Origin of the sequence: Sphingobacterium allocomposti, from assembly GCF_008124885.1 — a bacterium.
GTDB lineage: Bacteria > Bacteroidota > Bacteroidia > Sphingobacteriales > Sphingobacteriaceae > Sphingobacterium > Sphingobacterium allocomposti.
On sequence record NZ_VNHX01000022.1, the window covers coordinates 1 to 24,235 of the forward strand.

At 47.2% G+C, this 24,235-nt stretch carries 16 protein-coding genes; 6 read left to right on the plus strand and 10 right to left on the minus strand.

What is annotated here, in order from left to right:
• Window positions 1–890: 890 nt before the first annotated feature.
• Window positions 891–2,120, minus strand: coding sequence for an MFS transporter (locus BC792_RS14435; RefSeq protein ID WP_148909724.1), 1,230 nt, complete (start codon window positions 2,118–2,120; stop codon window positions 891–893).
• A gap of 49 nt (window positions 2,121–2,169) precedes the next feature.
• Window positions 2,170–2,823 (minus strand): FadR/GntR family transcriptional regulator, encoded by a 654-nt coding sequence (locus tag BC792_RS14440; RefSeq protein ID WP_148909725.1) that lies wholly within the window; start codon window positions 2,821–2,823, stop codon window positions 2,170–2,172.
• Window positions 2,824–3,033: 210 nt separating this feature from the next.
• Between BC792_RS14440 and BC792_RS14445 the strand changes: the two genes are divergently transcribed.
• The 3 genes from BC792_RS14445 to BC792_RS14455 all read left to right on the plus strand — a co-directional run bounded on the left by BC792_RS14445 (window position 3,034) and on the right by BC792_RS14455 (window position 9,123).
• Window positions 3,034–6,162 (plus strand): SusC/RagA family TonB-linked outer membrane protein, encoded by a 3,129-nt coding sequence (locus tag BC792_RS14445; RefSeq protein ID WP_148909726.1) that lies wholly within the window; start codon window positions 3,034–3,036, stop codon window positions 6,160–6,162.
• A gap of 23 nt (window positions 6,163–6,185) precedes the next feature.
• On the plus strand, window positions 6,186–8,009 hold the full coding sequence (locus BC792_RS14450) for a RagB/SusD family nutrient uptake outer membrane protein (protein ID WP_148909727.1): 1,824 nt from the start codon (window positions 6,186–6,188) through the stop codon (window positions 8,007–8,009).
• Between the two features lie 148 nt (window positions 8,010–8,157).
• A complete protein-coding gene (locus tag BC792_RS14455; RefSeq protein WP_148909728.1) occupies window positions 8,158–9,123 on the plus strand; it encodes a BT_3987 domain-containing protein in 966 nt (321 codons plus the stop codon).
• A gap of 157 nt (window positions 9,124–9,280) precedes the next feature.
• Here BC792_RS14455 and BC792_RS14460 read toward each other — a convergent pair whose 3' ends face one another.
• Window positions 9,281–9,769, minus strand: a complete 489-nt coding sequence (locus BC792_RS14460) for an Lrp/AsnC family transcriptional regulator (protein WP_148909729.1) — start codon at window positions 9,767–9,769, stop codon at window positions 9,281–9,283.
• 131 nt (window positions 9,770–9,900) lie between these two features.
• Here BC792_RS14460 and BC792_RS14465 point away from each other — a divergent pair, with 131 nt between their 5' ends.
• Both BC792_RS14465 and BC792_RS14470 read left to right on the plus strand, forming a co-directional pair.
• Window positions 9,901–11,286, plus strand: a complete 1,386-nt coding sequence (locus BC792_RS14465; RefSeq protein ID WP_148909730.1) for an MFS transporter — start codon at window positions 9,901–9,903, stop codon at window positions 11,284–11,286.
• Window positions 11,287–11,367: 81 nt separating this feature from the next.
• Window positions 11,368–12,087, plus strand: coding sequence for a 3-ketoacyl-ACP reductase (locus BC792_RS14470; protein WP_211357549.1), 720 nt, complete (start codon window positions 11,368–11,370; stop codon window positions 12,085–12,087).
• A 283-nt stretch (window positions 12,088–12,370) separates the two neighbouring features.
• On the opposite strand, the gene BC792_RS14475 is transcribed toward BC792_RS14470, so the two are convergent.
• Both BC792_RS14475 and BC792_RS14480 read right to left on the minus strand, forming a co-directional pair.
• Window positions 12,371–13,630: a chloride channel protein gene (locus BC792_RS14475; RefSeq protein WP_148909731.1), complete on the minus strand. Its 1,260-nt coding sequence runs from the start codon at window positions 13,628–13,630 to the stop codon at window positions 12,371–12,373.
• Between the two features lie 77 nt (window positions 13,631–13,707).
• On the minus strand, window positions 13,708–14,334 hold the full coding sequence (locus tag BC792_RS14480; RefSeq protein WP_246155099.1) for a uracil-DNA glycosylase family protein: 627 nt from the start codon (window positions 14,332–14,334) through the stop codon (window positions 13,708–13,710).
• Between the two features lie 273 nt (window positions 14,335–14,607).
• Between BC792_RS14480 and BC792_RS18390 the strand changes: the two genes are divergently transcribed.
• Window positions 14,608–14,784, plus strand: a complete 177-nt coding sequence (locus BC792_RS18390; protein ID WP_170250043.1) for a hypothetical protein — start codon at window positions 14,608–14,610, stop codon at window positions 14,782–14,784.
• Window positions 14,785–14,856: 72 nt separating this feature from the next.
• Here the strand turns inward: BC792_RS18390 and BC792_RS14485 are convergent, their stop codons facing one another.
• From BC792_RS14485 to BC792_RS14505, 5 genes are all read right to left on the minus strand, one after another.
• Window positions 14,857–16,704, minus strand: coding sequence for a glycoside hydrolase family 2 protein (locus tag BC792_RS14485; protein WP_317131719.1), 1,848 nt, complete (start codon window positions 16,702–16,704; stop codon window positions 14,857–14,859).
• Window positions 16,705–16,724: 20 nt separating this feature from the next.
• A complete protein-coding gene (locus tag BC792_RS14490; RefSeq protein ID WP_148909733.1) occupies window positions 16,725–18,218 on the minus strand; it encodes a sulfatase in 1,494 nt (497 codons plus the stop codon).
• A gap of 46 nt (window positions 18,219–18,264) precedes the next feature.
• Entirely contained in the window at window positions 18,265–18,939 is a 675-nt protein-coding gene (locus tag BC792_RS14495; protein WP_148909734.1) for a DUF3823 domain-containing protein, read from the minus strand.
• Window positions 18,940–19,003: 64 nt separating this feature from the next.
• The gene (locus BC792_RS14500) at window positions 19,004–20,818 is read right to left on the minus strand and encodes a RagB/SusD family nutrient uptake outer membrane protein (RefSeq protein WP_148909735.1); all 1,815 of its coding nucleotides are present in this window, start codon (window positions 20,816–20,818) and stop codon (window positions 19,004–19,006) included.
• Window positions 20,819–20,820: 2 nt separating this feature from the next.
• Window positions 20,821–23,991: a SusC/RagA family TonB-linked outer membrane protein gene (locus tag BC792_RS14505; RefSeq protein WP_148909736.1), complete on the minus strand. Its 3,171-nt coding sequence runs from the start codon at window positions 23,989–23,991 to the stop codon at window positions 20,821–20,823.
• Window positions 23,992–24,235: the final 244 nt, after the last annotated feature.

The following is a 24,235-nucleotide window of genomic DNA, read 5'->3' on the forward strand; positions in this document are numbered from 1 at the left end:
AATTACTATCTTTTCTGTTTTCCCCGATTCCGTTCGGGAATGCAAAGGTAAAAGGTTTTTCCGTTTCCGCAAAATTTATTTTAAAATAATTTCCTGCTTCCCCTTCCTGCCGGCGGAACCCCTTACGGTATCCCCCTTCCGGCCCCCTTTTTCTGCCTTTCAGTGCTGTCCCTCCCTCGCGGAGTGGTGCAAAGATAGAACTTTATACACCGCCGTGCAAGTCCTGCGCCCCTTTTTCCGGACCAAAAACCGCAAACCCCTGTAAACCTGAACGATATTTTTAAACCGGCTGATGGCAGATAGCAGATAGCTGATGGCTAATGGCTAATGGCTAATGGCAGATAGCGGATGGCTGATGGCAGATGGCAGATGGCAGATGGCAGATGGCAGATGGCAGATGGCAGATGGCAGATAGCAGATAGCTGATGGCTAATGGCTAATGGCTAATGGCAGATAGCAGATAGCTGATGGCTAATGGCAGATAGCTGATGGCTAATGGCTAATGGCAGATAGCGGATGGCTAATGGCTAATGGCAGATAGCTGATGGCTAATGGCTAATGGCAGATAGCGGATGGCTAATGGCTAATGGCATAAATCATATAAGCTATAAGCTTCGCACATAGGACGCCCCTGCGGCGCCTTTCCTGCTGTCCTGCCATAGTCTTCCTTAAGGGAAAACAGAGGGTATATAGAGTTTTACCTCTATAAACCCTCTATCAACCCTCTGTCAACCCTCATTTAAACCTCTATTATTCTTACCGCTGACCGGCTTCTGCCCCGCACATAGACCGGCCATGTACCGAAGGCTGATCTCCACCGGTCACGGCTTTACGGATTAACGACTTTACAACTTTACAACGGCTCTGCGAATCAACGACGCTTCACCATTTTACTGCTTAACAACCCGTCGATCACCTTTTACATTCGGTAAGAAGCCCGTCACAATACCAATGAGCGGCAAATAGGCACATACATTAAAAACGTACTCAATACTCGTATGGTCGGCCAACCACCCTAAAAGTGCCGAACCAATCCCTCCCATGCCGAACGCAAAACCGAAGAACAGTCCTGCAATGGTTCCAACTTTGCCTGGCACCAGATCGGTAGCATACACCAAAATAGCCGAAAAGGCGGATGAGATGATCACTCCGATAACAATAGCCAGCACAGCCGTCATTAACAATCCCACATGCGGCAAAAGCAGCGTAAAGGGCGCAGCTCCCAAAATAGAAACCCAGATCACCAGTTTTCGGCCATACCGATCTCCTATCGGACCTCCCAAAATAGTCCCAACCGCAACCGCAGCCAGAAACGCGAACAAATAAAATTGGGACTCCTGTACGCTGACACCGAACTTATCCATTAGATAGAACGTTAGGTAATTGGTCATGGAGGCCATATAAAAGTATTTCGAAAAAATAAGTATCAACAGTATCGCTATCGACAACGCGACCTTCGTTTTCCCCAACGGCTGCACTTCCCCGGCTCTTTTCCCCCCGTCCACGCGCGTCTTTCGTTCTCCCATGTTCCGTCTATACCATTTACCTACAGCGGAGAGAAGAACAATCCCGAGAATAGCGAAACAGGCGAACCATCGGATATAAGCCTGACCATGCGGAATAACGATAAGCGCCGCCATCAGCGGGCCAATAGCACTTCCGGCGTTCCCCCCTACCTGAAATATCGACTGCGCCAGCCCCTTTTTTCCTCCCGACGCTAACTGAGCCACGCGGGACGCCTCAGGGTGGAAAACGGAAGACCCCACACCTACCAAACAAACGCTGAGTAAGATAAAAGCAAAATTTGACGCCATTGATAAAGACGTCAACCCAATCAGGGTAAACCCCATGCCTATAGCCAACGACATCGGATTAGGTCTTCTGTCCGTATAATGCCCAACGAAAGGCTGCAGAATAGACGCTGAAAGCTGGAACGCCAGTGTGATAAGTCCAACCTGAGCGAAACTAAGCTTAAAGTTGTCCTTTAGCATGGGATAAACAGAAGGGATTACCGACTGAAGAAGATCATTTAGCAAATGTCCGAAGCTGATAGCAAATAAGACGCTATACACCGTTCCTTTTACCGCCGGACCTGCTGGTGGATTTATAGTTGTTTTCATAAAATGGAAATGGAGACTCTCTAAAAAATATTTTGATCAGGCAAATAGGCTATACCGCCTCGATAATGGCGTTTAACACCTTCCGTGTCTGGCCCACATTCTGTTTTTCGATAGCCAGATATAATTGTTCATGTGCATCCTGCGTCTCCGCAAAGACTTTGGTTGACGTATACATTTGACAAAAGGCTTCGTAAACGTACTTCGAAGACGCTCCGTACAGTTCGACCAAGATGCTATTTCCACACCCTTCCGCAACAGCATGATGGAACGCAATATCGGCCTCTATACAAGCCTTCAAGTTATCTTCCTCCACATACTTTTTCCGCAACGATAATGCGTCACGCATCTTACGCAAATCTACAGATCTTCTATTTAAGGCCGCCTTCTCGGCAATACGGGTCTCCAAAAGCAGACGCACTTCCAATAAGTCCGAAAATTGGCCGCGCTCGAAGGCCCTATCCAACGGTTCGTTTCCGTCAACGCTTATGACGAATGTGCCCACTCCTTGCTGAACGCGCAAATACCCACAGTTTACAAGGATACGGATGGCTTCGCGAACACTCGACCGCCCTACTCCGAAAGCTTTCATCAATTCAGGCTCGGTTGGCAATTTAGACTGAATTACGTACTCACTGGATCTAATTTTTCCGCGGATCAGCTCCGCTACTTCTTCCGCCAGGGACATTCTTTTGATTACCTTCATAATTCATCTGATGATATGATGATGCAAAGGTAGCTATTTTATAGACACAGACAAGTGCCAACCAGCAACAACACAAAAATCATTAACAAACCATTAACATTCCGTTAGGAAGTTATTAACAGCTTAACACTAAAATACTCTATAATTTCACTCTCAACTTAGCCTCTGCTAAAAATAACTATCCAGCTCAAACAAGCAACTATTAGAATTATGAAGAACAAACCATTATTTTACAAAATCGCAGTAGTTGTATGTTGCTTTCTCACCTGTTATGTAGCCGTCGCTCAGAAGTCGGCACTTACAATAACCGGAAAGGTAACAAACAACTTAAACCAATCCCTGACGGGCGTATCAGTTACGAATCTCGCCACCGGACAAACAATTTCAACGGACGAATCCGGCAAGTATTCAGTTCAGGCTTCACAAGGCGACACATTGCAGTATCGTTATGTAGGTTATAAATCCGTCGTCCAACTAGTCTCTAATGTTATCGAGATTAATGTAGTTATGGAGGGGGAAGATAACTCCCTGAACGAAGTGGTGGTCGTTGGATATGGCCAACAACGAAAGATCAACATGGTAGGGGCGCAATCCACCGTTAAAGTTGAAGATTTAAAACAGCCCGTGGCCAACTTAAGCGCAACATTAGCAGGGCGAATAGCCGGACTCGTAGGGGTGCAGCGCACCGGACTTCCTGGAAGCAACTCCGCCGATGTATGGATACGCGGTATATCAACGTTCAACTCACAGAACAGCGCCTCCCCGTTAATAGTGGTCGACGGTGTACAGGGACGCGATCTCAACGCTTTTGATCCCGAGGATATAGCCAGCTTAACCATCTTGAAAGACGCCTCTGCAACAGCCGTATATGGTGCTCAAGGTGCAAACGGTGTAATCTTAATAACCACAAAGAAAGGTCGCACCGGAAAGCCCACGTTAATGTTCAATTACAATCAGGGCATCGTCAATTTCACGAAAACCCCAGCGTTGACAAATGCAGAACAATACATGCGCCTACGAAATGAAGCTATGGTCGCGTCTGGCCTAAGTCCTGAATACAGCGAAGAGTATATACAAAACACTCTGGCTGGGACCGATCCCTATCTCTATCCCAACGTAAACTGGATGGACGTCATTTTTAAAAATGCATCCTACAACCGTCGCGCCAACTTTAGCGCGCGAGGAGGGTCTGAGAGCACCCAGTTCTATGCTTCAGCCGCCTATTATGATGAGTCCAGCCTATTAAACATGGATGCTTTGCAAGCATACAAAGCGGATTCACGCTACCGAAGGTATAATTTTACCTCGAACGTGGACATGAACTGGACAAAAACAACCAAATTTTCTCTAGGCGTACAAGGTTATATCTCAAATACAAACTATCCGAATGCCCAGACCGATATCACAGCTTCCAGCAACAACAATCCGGCGGCGGGCGTACAGTCGATCTTCAACCGGGTGATGCAAACAACACCCGTACTCTACCCCGTCATGTATCCTGGAAATCTGATACCCTCGGTCAACCAATCTACCGACGCGCAACCCAACCCGTACGCTTTGGCTACCCAAACCGGATACATTAACGATGTGCGTAGCCAGATTTATTCAAATGCAAAAATTACACAGCAATTGGATTTTCTGACTGAAGGACTAGCGGCTTACGGAATGTTTTCGTTCGACACCTTCAACTCCCACAGCATTTCCCGATACCGGATGCCTAGTACTTATGCCATAGATCAAGGAAATCCTTACAATGAAGATGGGACACTAAACCTTGTTGTCATGTCCAACGGCTCCCAAGATCTTGGATACCGGCGGGCAAATTCCGGCGATCGTCAGTTTTATTTTGAGGGTGGCGTTAATTACAACAGACAATTCGGGAAACATAGCGTAACAGGCCTACTTTTGTACACGCAAACTGACGAGGTTAGCGCGTTTGCGACTAATTTAACCAGTTCCTTACCTTTTCGTACGCAACGCATCGTTGGTCGCGGGAACTACCTTTTCGACGACCGATATGCGGCGGAAATCAACTTTGCATACGACGGATCGGAGAACTTTGTACCGAGTCGCAGATATGGCTTCTTCCCTTCTTTTGGTGTGGGATGGATATTGTCAAACGAAAAGTTCTTTGAACCGGCGAAAGAGACCTTTCAAATGATCAAGCTCCGCTACTCCAATGGAATTACCGGTTCTGGAGGAGGGGGGAGGAGATTCGGCTATTTGACGATCGTAACAACCGGTGCTACCGGTTACTCCTTTTATACCGGCTCTGGAAACAGATCATATGGCGGCGTCGCTATCTCTGATTATGGATACGACGTTACTTGGGCCGAATCACATAAGCATGACATCGGTCTCGAATTTACAACACTTAAGGGAAAGCTAAACGTTGTAGTCGATTGGTTCAAGGAGAATAGAACCGGTATTTTTTTACAAAGGGCGAGCCTGCCAAATTATCTGGGACTACAAAATCAACCTTATGGAAACCTCGGCATAATCAAAAACCAGGGCTTCGACGGCACCGTGTCTCTGGAAGGAGCGCAACTTGGCGAGACAACCTGGTCTTTTAACGGAACTTTCTCCTATAATAAAGATCAAGTTATTGACAATGACAACCCCAGACAACTGTTTCCTTATTTAGAAAGAAGGGGACGCAATTTTCTAGCAACATATGGATATGTTGCCGACGGGCTCTTCCAAAGTCAAGCCGAAATTGACAATCACGCTGATCAATCTGCCTTAGGGACTCAACGTATAGGCGATATACGTTATAAAGACCTAAACGGCGATGGAGTGATCAACACATATGACCAAACGAAAATTGGCAACGGCGATGTCCCTAACTGGGTATACGGAGCAGGGTTTAATGTTAGTTATAAAGGCTTTTATCTCGGGGCCTTTTTTCAAGGTGTGAACGGTGCGGAAAGACTCATATCAGGAGACGGCATCCTTCCCTTTAACAATAGCACAGGTGCCGAGCGCAGCAACCTATTCGCCATTGCAGAATCCAGGTGGACAACAGACAATCCCTCCAATGACGTCTTTTATCCCCGCTTAGGCTACGGCAACTCCATCAACCGGAACAACTCGGTTGCCTCCACATGGTGGGTAAAAGACATCGACTTTATTAGGCTGAAGACGGTAGACTTGGGATACAACTTTAAAGGTGACAAGCTTAAAAATCTAGGAGTAACAACTGCACGTATATATTTCCAGGGATTAAACCTCCTGTATTGGAGCAAATTTAAGCTTTGGGACCCAGAACTTAACACCGGTAACGGTTCAAGTTACCCTAACACGCGCACATACTCCATCGGTATTCAAGCTAACTTTTAACGACCATTAACAAACAAGTGACGATGAAAAACGTAAAATTTAAATCGAATATATTTCTTGCAATCTCCCTAGGAGGCTTGCTTCTTTCGAGTTCTTGCTCAGGCTTTCTGGATCAAGTGCCCGACAATGTCTTGACCGTTGACGATATCTTTAAATCGAGGACCTATGTAGATAACTACCTCACGCAGATTTACGCAAATATACCCAATGAACTCGCTCAACGATTTGTCGGTACGCAATATTCGGGAGCATGGACTGCCGGTTCGGACGAGGCAAAATATACTTGGGACTTTAACTACGCCAACAACTTAAACAAAAGTACGTGGGCGACAACAGACGGGACGGTTGCGACCTTTTGGGATAACTACTATAAGTCTATTCGAAACGCAACTGATTTTATCGATAAGATTGATTCCGCTAACCCGGCTGAAGTTACCGACGCGATGAAAACGAGGTACAAGGCGGAAGCAAGAGCACTGCGTGCTATGTATTACTTCTGGCTGGTACGCCTGTACGGCCCAGTCCCGTTAGTCAACGAAGTCCTGCCGGTAGATGCTCCGCTAAACGACGTCCTCTTGCCGCGAAATAGCTTCGATGAATGTATAACCTTCATTACAACCGAGCTTGATATTGCCTACACAGACCTTCCTGTCACCCCTGTCGACGACGAATACGGCAGAATCACCAAAGGTATGGCAAAAGCATTCAAACAGCAGGCCCTCCACTTAGCTGCCAGCCCACTGTTCAATGGAAACAGGGACCTATCGGGATTGATTAACACAGATGGCACCCACCTTATTAACCAAACGTACGACATCAATAAATGGCGGGCATCTGCTGAAGCTGCTAAGGATTTTATTGACGAGTTTGTTCCAACGACATACGACCTTTACGTACAACCGAACGCTGACCCCTTTTTGCAAGCCTACAACTCGACACGATACGTTATGTCTATTGAGTGGAATAAGGAATGGATCTTCGCAAGACCTGCTTCGGACAACTATACGCAATACGATCGGACACCTAAACATGTCGGTTTTACCACGGACGTACAGGGAGGTGGCGCACTCGGAGCCACGCAAAAAATGGTCGACGCATACTTTATGGCTAACGGAAAGTCGATTGCTGACCCCAGTTCCGGATACCAGCCGTCCGGCTTTCCGGAATATAAAGCGCCGTTCGACACGAAAGCGCGCAGTACCTTTGCGCCTTGGACCAATAGAGAGCCTCGATTTTACGTGGGGATCACCTATAACAGAAGCTATTGGCTAAACCAAGGGTCGAACACAAACGAGGTCATCACCGTCATGGAACTATCGGGGAACTCCGGAAGAAAACAAAGTACCTCTGATGTTTCTCCCACCGGATACATAGTAAGAAAAAACGTCGTTGCGAACGGTAGCGGGAGAGGATCTGTTCAGCTACGCTTAGCTCAAATATATCTAGACTATGCTGAGGCTCTCAACGAATATGATCCAGGTAACAGTGATATATTAAAGTATGTAAATCTTATCCGGACACGGGCTGGAATACCGACGTATGGCAGCGGAACAGATCAAATACCAGCTCCTTCTTCACAACAGGCCATGAGAACAGCGATCCGCAAGGAACGTCAAGTTGAGCTAGCTTTCGAAAACGCTCGCTATTTCGACTGCAGGCGGTGGAAAACTGCTGACACCGAATTCAGCGGAGAAGTATTCGGAATGAATATGTACGAAGATGGCAACGCATTCTACGAAAGAACGCTAATCGAAAGCAGGACGTTTCGTCAACGGGATTATCTATGGCCAGTTCCCGACAACGAAATCTTAAAAAATGAGCTTTTGGTACAAAATCCCGGATGGTAGTTTAAAATAAATTGATCACAAGTCACTACACAATGGAGTACCAATCCAAGATGGACAATGATTTAACGCCACAACAGGGGACCCGAGGGTTCCCGTCAAGGAGCCTCATTAATACCATTAAAATAGGTACTCCCCAATATATAATTAAATGAAAAATCCTATTTATCTTACATACAATAACATGCAGCAAGCTATACTATCACTGAGCTTGCTAGTATTTGCCTTAACTTCTTGCACAAAGGACGTCGTCTATGAAGTAGAGAACGAAGGACATATTTATATGGCCCAGGCGTATGAAAACCGTGCGGCGTTAACGCTATATGCTATTGATACATTGCAGGACATCCACTTTGGAGCTTCCTATGGGGGCATCAACTACCCCCAGTCCAACATCACGGTGGAGTTTGAAGCTGATCCGAGTTTAATATCAGCATACAACCAAGCACACGGGACAAATTTCATCGCTTTCCCGGAAAACTCCTATACGATATCAGGATTGCAATCCGTTATCCGTGCTGGCGTCGTAGACTCGGACCCCCTGAAGGTAATCGTTTCCGCCTCCGCGCTCGAACTGGGGACAAGCTATATGCTTCCTATCAAACTAGTCAGTGCCGCCACAAATCCTGTTAACGACCAGCTATCTATAGCGTATTTTCGCATCGATTCGCTGATCCGGCGCGAACGAGATGTTACCGGACTCGCTACCCTCGCTGTTAGCCATGAGAACAACGGCGGCGCCGGGGCTGGAGAAGGATCTCCAAAGCTAGTTGATGGCGATGTAGGCACTAAATATCTAACGCAAAACTATACCTCTGGAATGTGGTTTCAACTGACCTTTCCAAGTGCAAAGATTTTGGGAGCTTATACCTTCACCTCCGGAAACGATGCCGAGGGAAGAGATCCAAGAACGTGGCGACTGGAGGGATCGAACGACGGGACGAACTGGACGGTCCTTGATACCCGGACAGATGAGGTGTTCACTGCCCGTACACAGACGCGGCGCTTCGAGTTTGAAAATAATACGGCTTTCTCCCGTTATCGCATTGTCATCGTTGCGAATAACGGCGCATCATTATTCCAACAAAGCGAATGGAGAGTGATCGAATATTATTAAACAGATACGATATTTACAATTAGTTCCATCCGTGAATGGCCGACGCGTTCGCTCGGCCATTTTTTATTAACTCCTGTTTTCGAAGTTAGACGCTCTGGTCCGATACCACCATGTAGGGCGGCGTGACAAGAAAATATAAACGTCGCTGGAACGGGTATCACAGCAATTGATGTGACTCTTTCATCGTATTCATCACAAAAATACTCTTCGTTTGACCAATGCCCTCAATCTCTGATAGACGATTCACAAAGAAGTCATGAAAATCGTCCATGCTCGACGACACGATTTTAAGCATAAAATCAAAATCGCCGCTGATATTATAAAACTCAATCACCTCGGGAAGCTTGATTACCTCATTGATAAAATTTCCGGCAGACTTCTTATTATGTACGCTTAATGCCACCATACACAACACCATAATTCCCTTGTTTACCTTTCGGCGGTCGACGATTGCTACGTATTCACGTATAACCCCCTGCTGCTCCAATCGTTTAATCCGCTCGTGCGTCGGCGTTGGGCTCAGATGTATACGTTTGGCAATTTCACGTACACTGAGCTTAGCATCCTGCTGCACTAAGCGCAAAATTTCGAGGTCCTTCCTATCGACAAGAAAATCGGGCGTTTCGTGTTGTTCTTTTTTCGGCATGTTCAAAGATACACAAAAGAACAAGTGACACATAAAAACGCATAAAATAAAACAAATGTTCCAATTTTAAATAATTATACCAGACGTTTATGCACAAAAACTAGCTTTGGCAAAAAATTTAGCAGGAAGGAATGACCAGAAAAGAAAATACTATTTTGATTTTAGCTTCTATAGGTACGTTTGTGGAAGCCTTGGATATTGCCATCATCAACCTTACCATCCCAGCTATACAGCAGCAGTTTCAGGTTGATAAGGAAACGGTGCAATGGTTACAGACATTATATGTACTATTTTTTGGAGGCTTTCTTATTATAGGCGGAAAACTCACCGACCACATAGGGAAGAAGAAAATCTTTATGTGGGGAACCGTGTTGTTTTTTCTCTCCTCTCTTGGTGCCGGATTGTCATCAAATTTCATATTGTTAGCCGTTTTCCGTGCCATCCAAGGCTTCGGAGCCGCTCTGCTCATGCCGGCCTCCCTTGCTATCGTCACCCATACCTTCCGACAGCCGAAGGAAAGGAGCCGTGCACTCGGGATTTTTAGTTCGTTTGCCGCTATAGGTTCCGGAAGCGGGCTGTCGGTTGGGGGTCTCATTAGCACCTATATAAGTTGGAACTGGGTTTTCTTAATCAATGTTCCCATCTTATTATTTACTTTTTTCGCCGCTTTATACCACTTTCCTAAAGATCCCGTCGCGGAAAAGAAAAATAACGTCGATGTCGTTGCATCTATGCTACTGGTATCGGGGTTACTACTGTTGACTTTTGGGGTTCACGATCTTCCATATATTGAAGAGCGTCCCTTTTCCATTATAGGTTTACTGCTTTTATCCTTCCTCCTGCTCGCGACATTCGTTTCCCGTCTTCTCACGCAGAAACATCCACTAATCGATCCCGCGCTTTTCAGCAATCAGTCATTGGTGGTTTCCAATCTTTCTTTTTTCTTGCTTGGCGCATTTTTTATTGGCTTCCTATTTCTGATTTCGCTTATGCTGCAGCAGGATATGGAGTACTCCGCAGCGGGGGCGGGTCTTTTACTTGTTCCGTTTAGTATGCTATCGGCGCTGATAGCCAAATTTGCTATCCCTAAAATCAGCGATAGGCTATCGACCGTCACCATCGGCATTTTAGGAATGTTTTTTATGTTCTCCGGAGCCATAGCGCTGCTTGCGGCCTTGTATCTAGGGCATCCGCTGCCGCTGGTTTTATTCGGTGCCGCCTGTATATCCGGAATAGGTATGACCCTCTGTTTTACCAGCCTGTCTGTATTGGGCGTACGGAATGTGCCAGCGACACATTACGGAGTGGCGTCGAGTCTGACAAGCACCACCTACTTTCTGGGCGCAGGGATCGGACTGTCTGTATTGAGTTTCGCAGGCCAGTTTGTTCCAGGTTCTACTTCGGTTGGTCCGCTAGCCCTTTGTATACTTGCGGGATATGCGGCGGTCGCCGGTGGCCTACTAGTATATCTTGGGATCGCCGACAAGCGAAAGCACGCCATCGTGGCGACAGTATGAGTGAAGATTACTAAAAAATGACGGCAACGACAGCATACATTTACTTATTTTTACCTCGTCAACAACAAATAACAACGTAACATGATCGAATTAAAAGGTAAGACAGCAATAATAACAGGCGGCAGCCGAGGTTTGGGAAAAGCTACAGCTATCGCGCTGGCTAAAGAAGGAGTACATGTCGCGATAAGCGGGCGGGATGAGCAACGGTTACAAGAAGCCGTAAAAGAATTGGAAGCTTACGGAGTAAAAGTGACTTATGCTGTTTTCGACGTGGGCAACCAAGCTGAAGTCCAAGCAGGTATCGAAAAAATAAAGAATACATTCCATCAGATAGACATTTTGATTAACAATGCCGGAATTGCTGCGTTTGGAACGGTTGAAGAGATGCCCACAGCGCAGTGGGAAAGAATTATTCAGGTTAATGTGCTCGGCGCGTATTATGTGGCGAAGGCCATTATCCCGTTTATGAAGGCACAAGGCAGTGGGGACATTATCAATATTGCGTCCACAGCTGGTTTAAAAGGCAGTGCAAACTCATCGGCATATAGCGCCTCTAAGTCGGCTGTAATCGGCTTTTCCGAGTCATTAATGTATGAGATGAGAAAGGAGAATATCCGCGTAACAACCTTAACCCCGAGCACTATCGCTACTGATATGACGATGTCTGATCTAAAGATCACGGACGGGAATCCGGAGAAAGTGTTGCAGCCGGAAGATTTCGCGGAACTGATTACCGACATCTTGAAATTCAATAAAAGGGCTTTAATTGCAAATGCATCTATTTTCTCTACAAACCCATAAATTTTTAGAAAATCGGGAAGCAAAATAATTTTTGGCATAGTGTTTGGACATGCATTAACTCATAATTTAGGTTAATAATTGGTTTGGAAGCCCTAAAGTCGCCCGACTTTGGGCTTCCGTTTTTTAGAGCTGTTAAGATTCGTTGTTTATTCTCGTGACTAGCAGCCGACAAGCTAGGGGCGCTAATGACAGCTATTTCACTGCTCGCTCTTTTACCATCCTAACACCTTCCTCCTCCGATTCCTCATTATGTACAGAAAAATATACATCTCAGTTGAAGCTATTATTTCTCCGGATAGGTGTAAACGTTATAGGGATAAAGCGCTTTTGAGAGCATATAGGAGATCAGCGCGGCGATCGCCAAAGGTATAAAAAGCCGTTCCCCGTGAGGAGCAACGGCGCTTATTAGAAATACGGAAGTAACCGGACCGTGGATGGCGGCCGACAGCGTGGCCGCAGCGCCGACCAGGGCAAAATTGATGATCGACAGGTCTGCGCCGAAATGGCTATTGCCCCAATAAGCCACCAATATGCCGAGGAACGCACCCGATACTATACTCGGCGCAAATACGCCCCCATCTCCACCTGCGCCCAGTGTTAACGAGGCCGCCAAGGGCTTCAAAAATACCAGCGCCGCCAGCGTTCCCACTAAAAGGGAGGATGTGTTGCCCGCGGAGAAACGTTCCAGCATAGACGCCAGCCCGTGATAGCTGTCGCCATAGAGAAATGGAAAAAAAAAGATCAGCCCTCCGACGATCAGTGCGCCGAGGTTGACGCGCACAAAGTTACTTTTAATCTTGCCGAACCATGTCTTGCACCGGATGACAGCATGGGTGAAGTACGTCGCCAACAGGCCTCCCAGGCAGCCCAGTGCCAGGATAAAAGGAAGCGTCGCAGAACGCCATTCCGTCGCAGGCATCGCTACCAGGAATCCCCTATCAAAATGTTGAACGAAAGCGTATGCAACCACTGTAGCTACAGTACAGCTTAGCAACACGGTTTTATGTAGCTTTTTGGCAATGACTTCTACTGCAAACAACCATCCACCCAGCGCACTGCCGAATAATACGGTGACGCCCGCCGCGACACCTGCGCAAATTAATTCCCTCTTAAATGCCAGCGGTATAAAACGCTGTTTATACACCTGGTTTCCAACAGTCGCCGTAGCAACGACCGTCGATACTTCTACGCCCGTCGATCCTCCGAATACCACCGTCAAGAAACCGTTTATGTAATGGGAAGGTATTTTAAAGAACGGGAGGTGATCCTTTCGCGTTTCCAATGTCGTATAGATTTCTTTGATACCTTTGTTCTTCCGATTTTTGAATAGATATTTCCGCAGAAAATAAATCGCTGTAATCCCCACCGAGGGTAACACAACCAAAAGCAAAGCATTGATATTGCTCGTTCCCGTAAACAAAAGGTGCTGCGCACGCTCCGTCAAATGTTTCAACGAAAACGCAAGCAGACAGCATACAACCGCTATAATCGTTGATGCTGCTATCAGTTTTAGGTAACTATAAAAAAGAATTTTTCGCCGCATTATGATCCCAGATTGCCTGCAAAGGTAACAACTAAATCAGTACAAGGTTGCGGAAACGGCCACAAAACACGGATATGTTACGTCCTCTCCCCGTACAGCACTTCTTTCACACGGGTCTGCAGTACCGGCAATACTTCTTCTTTAAACCACGGATTCTTAGCTTTCCAGATGAAGTTCCTGGGCGATGGATGTGGCAAGGGAAGGACGTCGGGCAGGTATTTTTCGAAATTTCGTACATTCCCGGTCAGGCTTTCGTTCGTTGCAGCCGACAGGTAATGCTGTTGTGCGTATTTTCCGATCAGCAACGTAAGTTTAATATTTTTCAGCAGAGGAAGAACGGCACCGTGCCATAACGCAGCACATTCCGGCCGTGGGGGCAGATCGCCATTTTTTCCCTTCCCCGGATAACAGAATCCCATCGGCAAGATGGCGAAATTGTCTACATTGTAAAATTCTGCTTCCGAAACGCCCAGCCAGCTTCTAAGTTCGCGGCCGCTCTGATCGTTCCACGGAATTCCTGACTGATGCACTTTCAGGCCCGGCGCCTGGCCGATAATAAGAATTTTAGCATTAGCACCCAATGTTAGCACCGGATTTGCTCCACAGGGAAGCTGAGCCTCGCAATGCCTGCATTCGAGTATATTACTATATATTGAATCTACATTCTGTTCTTCCATCTTCAGCATCGCTGTCCCATGTGCCACTGCGCTAAGTTAGCGTTTTCCCGACTAACCCGACTGAAATCCGCTATTCTTGACTTGCCGTTGACCTTGAGAGCGCACCGTTTTACGCCGCCTCCGCTAGCGATTAGTCAAAATTTCTGCTCTTGCCTGCGAAGTAGATCTATCCCCGAAGAAATAAGCGAAAGTTATTTTTATTTATTAGCCGCCGTTGTTTCTATTTCAATATTTATTATATTTATATAGTGATTTAAACTATGAAAGAAAACTAACAACTGACCACCTAAATTTATAATTATGCTGACTGAGTTTTTTACTGGTTACGGGTTCTGGATTGTGCTCGTAGCTTCCGGATTGCTTATTGTATACCGTTTTATTGATCATTTTCTGAACCGCTACTTAGAAGTTAAACGGGAACAAAACAGCATCCTGCGGGACATCGCCCGGTTGTTGGACGAACGTGGAGGATTTTAATAATCGCCACTCATAGCGACGTATAGAAGGATCCGAGAAGCGAGGCTGCTCCCCGGAGATCCTATCATTCAACTAATCTATAACTACATTATACAACTTGTCGTGAATGCTTTTCAACGTTGCTTCAGGTATCTTAATCACTTTACGATCGTAGGTCATCAGACCGTTGGTTTCTACTTCTACATCGGTAGTCTGTGTATATACACCGGCAGATAATCCCAGAGGAATGAGACTTTGTAAGTTATGTACAACTTCCTCATAGCGGCGCTGAAGTTCCTCTTTGTTTTTAAACGACTGGTAGCCCCAGTTGTCCTTTTGCTGCCACGTATGTCCCTCCACAGGTAATCCCAGCCCGCCAAACTCGCCTAAAGCCAGAACGAATTTATCTCCAAAAATCTTGGGATCAGGCATTGCCGCGTCCGGGTAGTTGTGAATATCCAGAATATGCCCTGTATAAGCGAAGTTTCCGCCGCTCGCGCTATTCACCAACCGCGACGGGTCGTACTTCATCGTCCATTCGGTAATTTCCTTGGTTTTAAACTGCCCCCAAGCTTCGTTAAACGGAACCCACACCACTATACTTGGGAAGTTATGCAAAGCGTCCATGATGTTCTTCCACTCTTTTCTGTATATGGCTTCTGACTCCGGGCTTCGTTGCTTGTCGTGCACGCCATTCGATATTTTGCCGGGCTGCATATCCCAGATGTTTCCTCCCAGGTCGCCGCTCGGCATATCCTGCCAGACTAAGATTCCAATACTGTCGCAGTGCCTATACCAGCGGGCAGGCTCCACTTTGATGTGTTTACGGATCATATTGAACCCCATCTCCTTTGTTTTCAGCACATCAAACTTTAACGCCTCATCAGACGGGGCGGTATGTAGACCGTCAGGCCACCAGCCTTGGTCCAATGGACCATAGTGAAAGACAAACTTATCATTCAGGTACATCCGCTGAACACCTTTCCCGTCTTTTTTTACCGTTATTTTCCGCATTGCAAAATAACTCTGCGTCTGGTCGATGACTTTCCCTTTGCGTAACACCTTAACCGTCAAATCGTACAATTTGGGGCTATCCGGACTCCACAATTGGGGATTCGCTACATTCAGACTTGCATCGGACCCTACCGCTGCAGACGCCTCTGCTATCTTTCTTGCGCCATCAAAGGCCTCGACCAACAGCTGGTCTCCAGCTTGTGCTCCATCTACCTTTGCGGACACCGTCAAAGAAGAAGCGTCGACATCTGGCGTCTGTTTGGTAGCGACAATGTACGTCTGCGGCACAGATTCTAACCATACGGTTTGCCAGATACCCGTAACAGGCGTATACCATATCCCGTGAGGGTTGTTTATCTGTTTACCCCGGGGTTGGGGGCCTTCACTCGTCGGATCCCAGACACGGATGGTTACCAGCTGCTTAGCTCCTTTCTTTAGAGCTGCAGTAATATCCATGTAAAATGGATCGAAACCGCCTTCATGTTGTCCCACATGCTGGCCATTGACATACACGTCACACTGCCAGTCCACGGCTCCAAAATGTAACAGCAGCTTTCCTTTCTGTAACTTTTTGTCGACACTTATTTCGTTGTGGTACCACAATGCCTGGTCCTTCCCTACGCTTTTTCCGACACCTGACAGGGCCGATTCTACGGCGAACGGAACGAGAATATCGCCGTCCCACGATGTCGGTGCTTGTCCCTGCTCTTTCGATGTGATTTTATACTTCCACAATCCATTCAGGTTTTGCCAGTTTCCGTCCCGCTTTAGGTGCGGCCTCGGATATTCCGGATGAGGGTTCGCCGGATCCAGCTGTTCTCCCCAGCCTGTAAGAATTTTGTCTCCAGCGGGCTTCCACTGCTGAGCGTAGCCCAGGGATAAGGAGGTTGCCACCATACAAAACAGGGCCATTGTTTTTTTCATCATTGTTTTCGGTTTTTGCTTCATTATTTGTATTTGATTTTACTTTCCGGTCGGAACGGCGCTGCCGTTGGCTCACTATCCAGCAGGGCTTTCAAGCGCAAAAAAATCGGGCTATCTGCAGACCAGATGTTCTCTTTTTCGACGAGCCCGCCTTTATAATCATATAACTCGTATTGCTCGTCTTCCCGTCCATGGAGGGGCTTCCATGCTATTAGCCGGTAGCGGGCATCGCGGATCGCTCGGCCTAGCCTCCCCTCCCGCGGAAAACAGTGATAGATATATTGCCGTGGCTCCGCACCCCTGTGCGCAAGAAAATCGGCAAAGCTTTTCCCGTCCATGGGCTGGTCGCCATTCGGCCGCGGAAGACCGCATAGCGCGGTTAGCGTTGGATATATATCTACCGTTTCTATCAGCGCCTCTGTGTCTACGCGCCCTTCTGTACCCGGGAGGCGGATAATAAGCGGAATCCGGTTGGCCAGCTCGTGGTTTACGTGTTTTGTCCACATGCCCATTTCGCCCAAGAGGTAGCCATGATCTCCCCATAGGACGACGATCGTATTTTTGTCGAGACCAGTCTCCCGCAATTTTGCCAGCACCTTCCCAATCTGGGCGTCTACATAGCTGACACCTGCGTAATACCCGTGGATAAGCCTCCGCGTCAAGCTATCCGGAAAAGGATCGGACTCAGCTGCCGACGGTATTTCGAGATACTGCACTATTTCGCCATCGCGTTTATTTGCATAAGGTAGCGATCCTTTCGGATTCTTTTGATCCTGCGGCATCGGGATCTCGTCGGGATTATACAAGTCCCAATACTTCTTGGGCACGGAAAACGGAAGATGCGGCCTGGCAAAACCCACGGCAAGGAAGAAGGGCTGATTTTGCGCTTTTAAGGTCGTTAAACGTTCCATCGCCTTCTGGGCCACGCGGCCATCCGCGTAAGTTTCATCGCTTACGTCCAAGCACTCCCATGCCTTACCTTTCATCAGCTGGTTTGCCTGGTTCCACGGAACGTTGGCGAACAATGCCTCTTCCCGTGTCGCACCTACGTTGGATTTATCCGCATACTCGACCACCAGATCATATTCATGAGGCACTGACCAGGATTGTTCGTCATTGTAGGTGTTGTGCCCCACGTGGAACACCTTCCCTATTGCCGCTGTATAATACCCCTGTCTCTTGAAGTGCTCCGGCATGGTCACCGCGCCCGGATAGAAGTCGCGAAAAGCGCGGCCAAAATCGTACAATCCGGTTGATGTCGATCGGGAGCCGAGCAGCAGGTTATAGCGTGATGCAACACATACAGCCTGATTGGTATAAGCTCTATGAAAGACATGTGCTGTCTGCGCCAGGCGGTCTATTTGGGGGGCATGGGCAAACTTATCGCCAAAGGCGCCAATAGACGGACGAAGGTCGTCAACCAGCAAAAACAGCACGTTATACGGCTGCTGGGCAGACAGTCTCCCCGCTACTAGCCACACTATTGATATTAATACAGTTTTATGGTATTTCATCATTCATTATAACGTCATCCGTCTAACACGTCAAAACAATCGCTTTAATTTACTTTATTTTTTCCACATGGCTATCATATATAGCCTCTGTTATTCCGTTAATTTTGACGCCCACCCTCGCGAAAACACTGTTTGAGCTCGCTAGTTGACTACCTACATTTAACCGGATAGTAATAGTACCTTCATCTATACCGGTGAGGGTTTCCCGTGCGGTAAAGTGGCCGAGATCGACAAAGTATGTGTCGTTGACTAATAAACTGACGTCATCGATAGTTCTGATCTCGCTTATTCTTTCGAGATCGAAGGTCGCCACGAGCTCTTGCCCTTCCAGTTTATAATCGACTTCCGATAGCGAGAAGAACGGCCTGACGGAAAAATCGATATGTGTATCGCCTCTGACCTCCACCTGTAGTGTATCGGCCGTGTGTTCCCACGGCCCGTTCCCCGGCACCGTCACCAGTTTGTACGTTCCGTCAAAAAGCTGCGCGGAAAACGAGCCGTCTTGCGAAACAAATACATCTATCGGAGTCTTTACCGGAAAACCGTCTTGCCACAGTTGCAGCCGGACGGAGGCATTCGACCCACGAACACCAACGGGCTTCCCGTTGTAGGTTACCACCCCCGTCAACATCGACGAAGGTGCTTCGTAATTGTCCTTTCCACATGCTATAATCAGCACACTGAAGAGGAATAAAAGAACCGGTTTAACAAAAAATGTCTTCATTAATCTCTATATTTTTAAGATGCTGCTTTTAATATTAATCTATCGCTTTTCCCCTTCTGTTATCTTATTGATATGGATTCCGGACAAGCTTCGGGTTAGCATTAATCCAGTCTTGGTTGATAAAATTGTAATAATTCTGATATCTAAAATAGCGGGGATACATCGTATGGCTGGCTTTGCGCTTCTCAAACACCCATTTGTCGTGATATTCTGTCCCGGGCGCGTATACCTTATATGGAAAAAGCACGTAATGCGTTGCTGTAGGCGTATCCTGACCATTCCACACTTCGTGGGCAATACGCCAGCGTTTCAAATCCCAATAGCGATGGTTTTCAAAAGCAAACTCGACCCGCCGCTCGCGGACGATATCCTGTAAGGTAACCTGTTCTAAAGGCTGGATGCCCGCCCTTGCTCGAATCTCGTTAATATATCCGGCAACTTCGTCCTGAGGCCTGTTCAGTTCCAACGCAGCTTCAGCTGCGATCATGAGAAATTCGGCAAAACGAAAGCGTACAAACCACATGTCACTGCCGCGCCCGCGGGTCGAAGCATCGCGATTCTCTTCGACGAACTTACGTATATTAAAGCCTGTTTTATTGATAAACTGGTCGTTAGATGTCGTCGGACCGTCTTGACTTGTTACGAGACCATAAGTATTGTCTATAGCCCCCGGGGTGCCGGTTCTTACCTTCCATTCTCCATTTTCAAGATAACGCACTCCCGCCTGATAGGTTATTGCCGTTCCACCAAAATCTGCCCCGGAGTAGATGACCGTTCCATAAAGTCTTGGATCCTTGTTCGCAAAGACATCCTGCGGATTGGTATAGTAAATGAAGTCACCACTTTCGTCTCTTAGTTTCAATGCTCCATTACGGCGATCTATATACTCAAAGTCCTCGACAAGATTGAGTATAGGCGTTACGATATTGGCATCGATATCACCTCTTACAGAGGAGGCTACCACGTTGTTCGTAAAGGGGTGAGTTTGCCCTGGATATTTATAATCTCTCGCCCAGATAACTTCTTCACTTCCCTTGCTGCTCGTCGCCTCGTAGAAATTTCTACCTTTGTCGGCATTTTTTTGATAAAGCACATATGGACTGTCCTGTATGATCGTCAGCGCCGTTTCATATGCGATCTGGTAAAAGCGTGTAGCTTCCGATGCCGGAATCCCCACTTCCCCTCCTGCTGTTTTTACATCTGGCGTCCGCGCGCCGTATTTCGCTATTGAGGCTGCATACAAAGCAGCTCTTGCTTTTAGTGCAAGTGCGACCCATTTGTTTGCCCGGGCTGAATTGGCATTCTTATCAGTCGTTAGTATATCGGCAGCGGCTGTACATTCGTCGATAATATATTCGTAGGACGCTTGCTCCGTTGCACGCGCGATCTGGAGCTCTTCGGGATTCATACCCGGTTGATAACCATAGATCTTGTCGCCTACCAATGGTACACCGCCTAGCCTCTTCACCATATTAAAATAGACCCATGCCCGGATAAACCGTGCTTCGCCCTCATAATTACGTTTCGTCTCTTCTTCCAATGTCGATCCTTTGACACCTTGGATAAACTCGTTCAGGTTGCGTATGAGGGTGTAATCATACATCCGCCAGATATCGTCAGCATAATTCTGCATATTGTTAGGCCCGCCGGAAGAAAAAGCCGCCTCGTCGAGCAGTGCGAAGGAACCTGGGTCGCCTAGATGCTGTCCCCAATCCATTCGCCCATAATAGTTTGCCAGAACTGCCAGAATCATCTTTTCGTCGGAATACACCTGATCCTCGGGCAAGATCGACTGAGATTCCCGCTCCAAAAACTTCGAACAGCTGCTGATCAGCACCATAGTACCGACCATATATATATAAATAAAAAATCTATTCATGATTAAAAAGTTATGTTGAGTCCCACGTTAATCACCTTATTTGTTGGATATTGAATTCCCGAGTCGGCTGTCAGTTCGGGATCTATCTTCATCTTCCCCAAGTTGTCAATACTGAATAGGTTCTGCATCATCGAATATATGCGAAGGTTTTTAAGCCCCCATCGTTGCGTCAATGATGAAGGAAGCGAATAGCCTATCTGCAAGTTTCTTAGCTTTAAATACGTAACATTCATCAGCCAGAAATCGCTGTGCCAATAGTTACTATGGTTTTGACGTCCAAGAATAAGCGTTGGAAACTCGCCGGGAATCAATTCACTATTAGGATCGGTGATATCGCTTAGCATCCACTGATTTTCCATATAGTATGCCGCGTTGTTACCTCCGTCGTGGAACGGTAACATACCTTCCCAGTTTGCCCGGTATGATGCAAAAGAAGCTCCTGTCAAATCCATGGCAATATCAAAACCTCTGTATTGTACTCCAAGATTGAGCGCAAAGTTCAGGTACGGCAACCCGCCTTGACGGTAGCCTATCGGCCGTTCGTCCAAGTGGTTAATAACCTTGTCACCATTGACATCTTCATACTTGATATCCCCCGGACGGAGCGTTGTATTTCCTTCCCTATCGTTGTCAATCGTATAATTTTCAATCTCTTCCCAGCTCTGGAACTGTCCTATGGCATGCAGCCCCCAATTTAAGAACGCGTATCGATCGGTGATGGAGTTCCGATATTCGTCCCAGGCGTTACCGAATCGTGGTTTGTACTGTCTGCCGTCCAACTGACGCGCATAGGTAAAGTTTCCGCCAACGAAGTAGTTGACATTTCCCGCGTTACTCCTCCACATAATACTTCCGTCAACACCGCGGTGAATGTCCGAATTTAGGTTTTCGTATGGCAGACTGAACCCCATTTCCCAGGGGATTAAAATATCATCCCTGGATGCGGGAAGCCCGGTGCGTTTACGATTAAAATAGTCCAGTGCTCCCGATAGTTTCCCGCCGAGCAGAGCAAAGTCAATCCCCACATCAAATGTGTTCGCACGGATCCAGGAAAGCGATGTAACGGGAAGACCGCGCGGCTGGGCTCCAACCACGTAATTACCCCCGATAGTAGATCCTCCCTGGTTATAGAGATAGCCGGGTAAAAAGCCGAAAGCATAATATTGCCAATCATCTAGGTTATCATCGCCTAACGCACCATACGACGCACGAAGTTTCAGATCCTGAAAGGCGTTCCCAATAAATGAATCTTTAAGGAAGCTTTCCTGCGCTATACGCCAACCAGCAGATACCGATGGGAAGAATCCCCAGCGGCTTCCCGGGGGGAACTTCCATGAGCCGTCGTAGCGCCCTGCAATCTCCAAAAGATACCTACCGTCGTAGTCGTAATTAAAACGTCCGGCGAAGCCTGCCCGTGCCTGCGTGTCAATCCCCGTGTCGTCAAATTGGTCCATTGTCTGAAAGTAGATTAGGGATAAACTGTTTGATGCCGGCCGGTCGTGCAACCAGAATCCCGGTTCGTCGCGTTGTATCGCTTCGGCCGCTAAGACGGCGTTCAGATTGTTCTTGCCGATACTTTTTGTATAGTTCAACGTGGCTTGATAACTAAGCTCTTCGACTTGGCGGATATCCCGTTCACGCCATGGATTACCCATTGTAAATACGACAGGATAGGTATCAGTGGCCTCGTCGTAATCGTAAAGCTTATAGGTAAACTCTTGATTATCCATCCATTTATTCGCCAAATAATAGCCTACCAATCCCCGGATTTTTAAGTTGTCTGTTAGCTTATACTCTGCATTAAAATTCAGCTGCATAACCCGCCAAGCCTCTTGATATTCTCCGGAAAGATCATAGTTTAACATGCCGAAATTTGTTTCCGTATTGGCGGCCGTCCGGGCAGGATATAGCGGATTGTCATTGGCAAAAGGGCGAGCTGTCGGAAGATTTCTATAAATAGCAAATAGGGCCTGCCACGTATCATCGGCGCCCGGTACACCCGGTTGGCGGCGCTTTTCAATCCGCCCGTTTAGGTTTCCACCCACTTTCAACCTACTGGAAATATCGGCATCTAAATTGAACTGAACATTTGTTCTATTAAAGCCTCCATAGTTTCGTATGATAGACTTCTGATTGAGGTGACCTGCGCTAAGATAGTAGTTTATCTTGTCCGAACCGCCGCTCGCTGCTCCGGAAATATATGTTTGCGGACTCGTTTCCAGTATATAATCATACCAATCAAAGGGCCTGTAGCCCTTCTCTGTACCTTCCTCCCATTTAGCCAGATCTTCCATCGTATACCGAGGTTCAGGCGTTCCCAAAATAGCGTCAGACTGGATATAACTTTTGATATACGTCGACGCACTGGCCGGCCGGGGGAAGCGAAACATACTTTGCCACCCGTAATAGCTATTTATACTGAATTGATTTTGATCCCCCCTCTTACCTTTTTTTGTCGTCACGACAACAACACCGTTAGCCGCCCGTACCCCGTAAATGGCTGCTGATGCATCCTTTAGAACGGATATAGACTCGATGTCGTTGAAGTCTAGGTTATTAAATTGTCCGGCATCCTTCTGTACGCCGTCAATCACGTAAAGGGGGTTGCCCATATTACGGATATTTATATTGGTCGCAGCGCCGGGCCTGCCGTCGGGCATCCTACTATTTACGCCCGCGAGCTTCCCCACCAGTGCGCCTGACGTTGTCGTCGCCACCGAACGGGCCAGATCCTCCGATTGTACAGAAGATATAGCACCCGTAACAGATTCCTTCTTTTGTGTTCCGTATCCAACCACGACAACCTCTTCGATGTTGGCGTCGTCCGTCTGCAGTGTTATTTCCATCGCTCCGGCTTGTGCCTGGACTTCCAGCGTCGTGTAACCTACGGAGCGAAAAACGATCGTTTTATCGACTGCAGATATGGTAAAGTTAAATCTACCGTCCTGGTCTGTTGTGGTTCCCTCTGCCGGATTGTGCTTTGACTGTACCGTCACGCCTTGTAGCGGGTTTCCTTGGGCGTCTTTAACCGTTCCTTGCACCGTTTGTTGTTGCGACTCCCATACGAAAGGGATGCTATGTGCTGCCGCTCCTCCCTCCGGAACAGCCCCGACAAGCAGTCCGGTGAGCACAATGCACTGCAATGATATGCATGTAATCCTTTTGACAATCATAGGTAAGTTTAGTTATGTTTATAATCGATAACCAAAGTTAGTTGCCCCTGACTGTAATAGGTTTCCAAATCATCTCATTTTATTGCCAAATCGTCTCAATCCGCGGTCCGACAGTGTTCCCGCCGCCCCCTGATTTCGCTTACATGGCAGCATTCGAGCGAGGAGACATGGCCACAGTAGTACGAAGCGCAGCGCCGGGCGACGAATAGACGCCGATACAACCCGCCTTAGCCCCCTAGACTGT

Bases quoted from the DNA above. Each gene is read 5' to 3' on its own strand.
- BC792_RS14435 (WP_148909724.1), bottom strand. From the start codon at position 2,120: ATGAAAACAACTATAAATCCACCAGCAGGTCCGGCGGTAAAAGGAACG.
- BC792_RS14440 (WP_148909725.1), bottom strand. From the start codon at position 2,823: ATGAAGGTAATCAAAAGAATGTCCCTGGCGGAAGAAGTAGCGGAGCTG.
- BC792_RS14445 (WP_148909726.1), top strand. From the start codon at position 3,034: ATGAAGAACAAACCATTATTTTACAAAATCGCAGTAGTTGTATGTTGC.
- BC792_RS14450 (WP_148909727.1), top strand. From the start codon at position 6,186: ATGAAAAACGTAAAATTTAAATCGAATATATTTCTTGCAATCTCCCTA.
- BC792_RS14455 (WP_148909728.1), top strand. From the start codon at position 8,158: ATGAAAAATCCTATTTATCTTACATACAATAACATGCAGCAAGCTATA.
- BC792_RS14460 (WP_148909729.1), bottom strand. From the start codon at position 9,769: ATGCCGAAAAAAGAACAACACGAAACGCCCGATTTTCTTGTCGATAGG.
- BC792_RS14465 (WP_148909730.1), top strand. From the start codon at position 9,901: ATGACCAGAAAAGAAAATACTATTTTGATTTTAGCTTCTATAGGTACG.
- BC792_RS14470 (WP_211357549.1), top strand. From the start codon at position 11,368: ATGATCGAATTAAAAGGTAAGACAGCAATAATAACAGGCGGCAGCCGA.
- BC792_RS14475 (WP_148909731.1), bottom strand. From the start codon at position 13,630: ATGCGGCGAAAAATTCTTTTTTATAGTTACCTAAAACTGATAGCAGCA.
- BC792_RS18390 (WP_170250043.1), top strand. From the start codon at position 14,608: ATGCTGACTGAGTTTTTTACTGGTTACGGGTTCTGGATTGTGCTCGTA.
- BC792_RS14485 (WP_317131719.1), bottom strand. From the start codon at position 16,704: ATGATGAAAAAAACAATGGCCCTGTTTTGTATGGTGGCAACCTCCTTA.
- BC792_RS14490 (WP_148909733.1), bottom strand. From the start codon at position 18,218: ATGATGAAATACCATAAAACTGTATTAATATCAATAGTGTGGCTAGTA.
- BC792_RS14495 (WP_148909734.1), bottom strand. From the start codon at position 18,939: ATGAAGACATTTTTTGTTAAACCGGTTCTTTTATTCCTCTTCAGTGTG.
- BC792_RS14500 (WP_148909735.1), bottom strand. From the start codon at position 20,818: ATGAATAGATTTTTTATTTATATATATATGGTCGGTACTATGGTGCTG.
- BC792_RS14505 (WP_148909736.1), bottom strand. From the start codon at position 23,991: ATGATTGTCAAAAGGATTACATGCATATCATTGCAGTGCATTGTGCTC.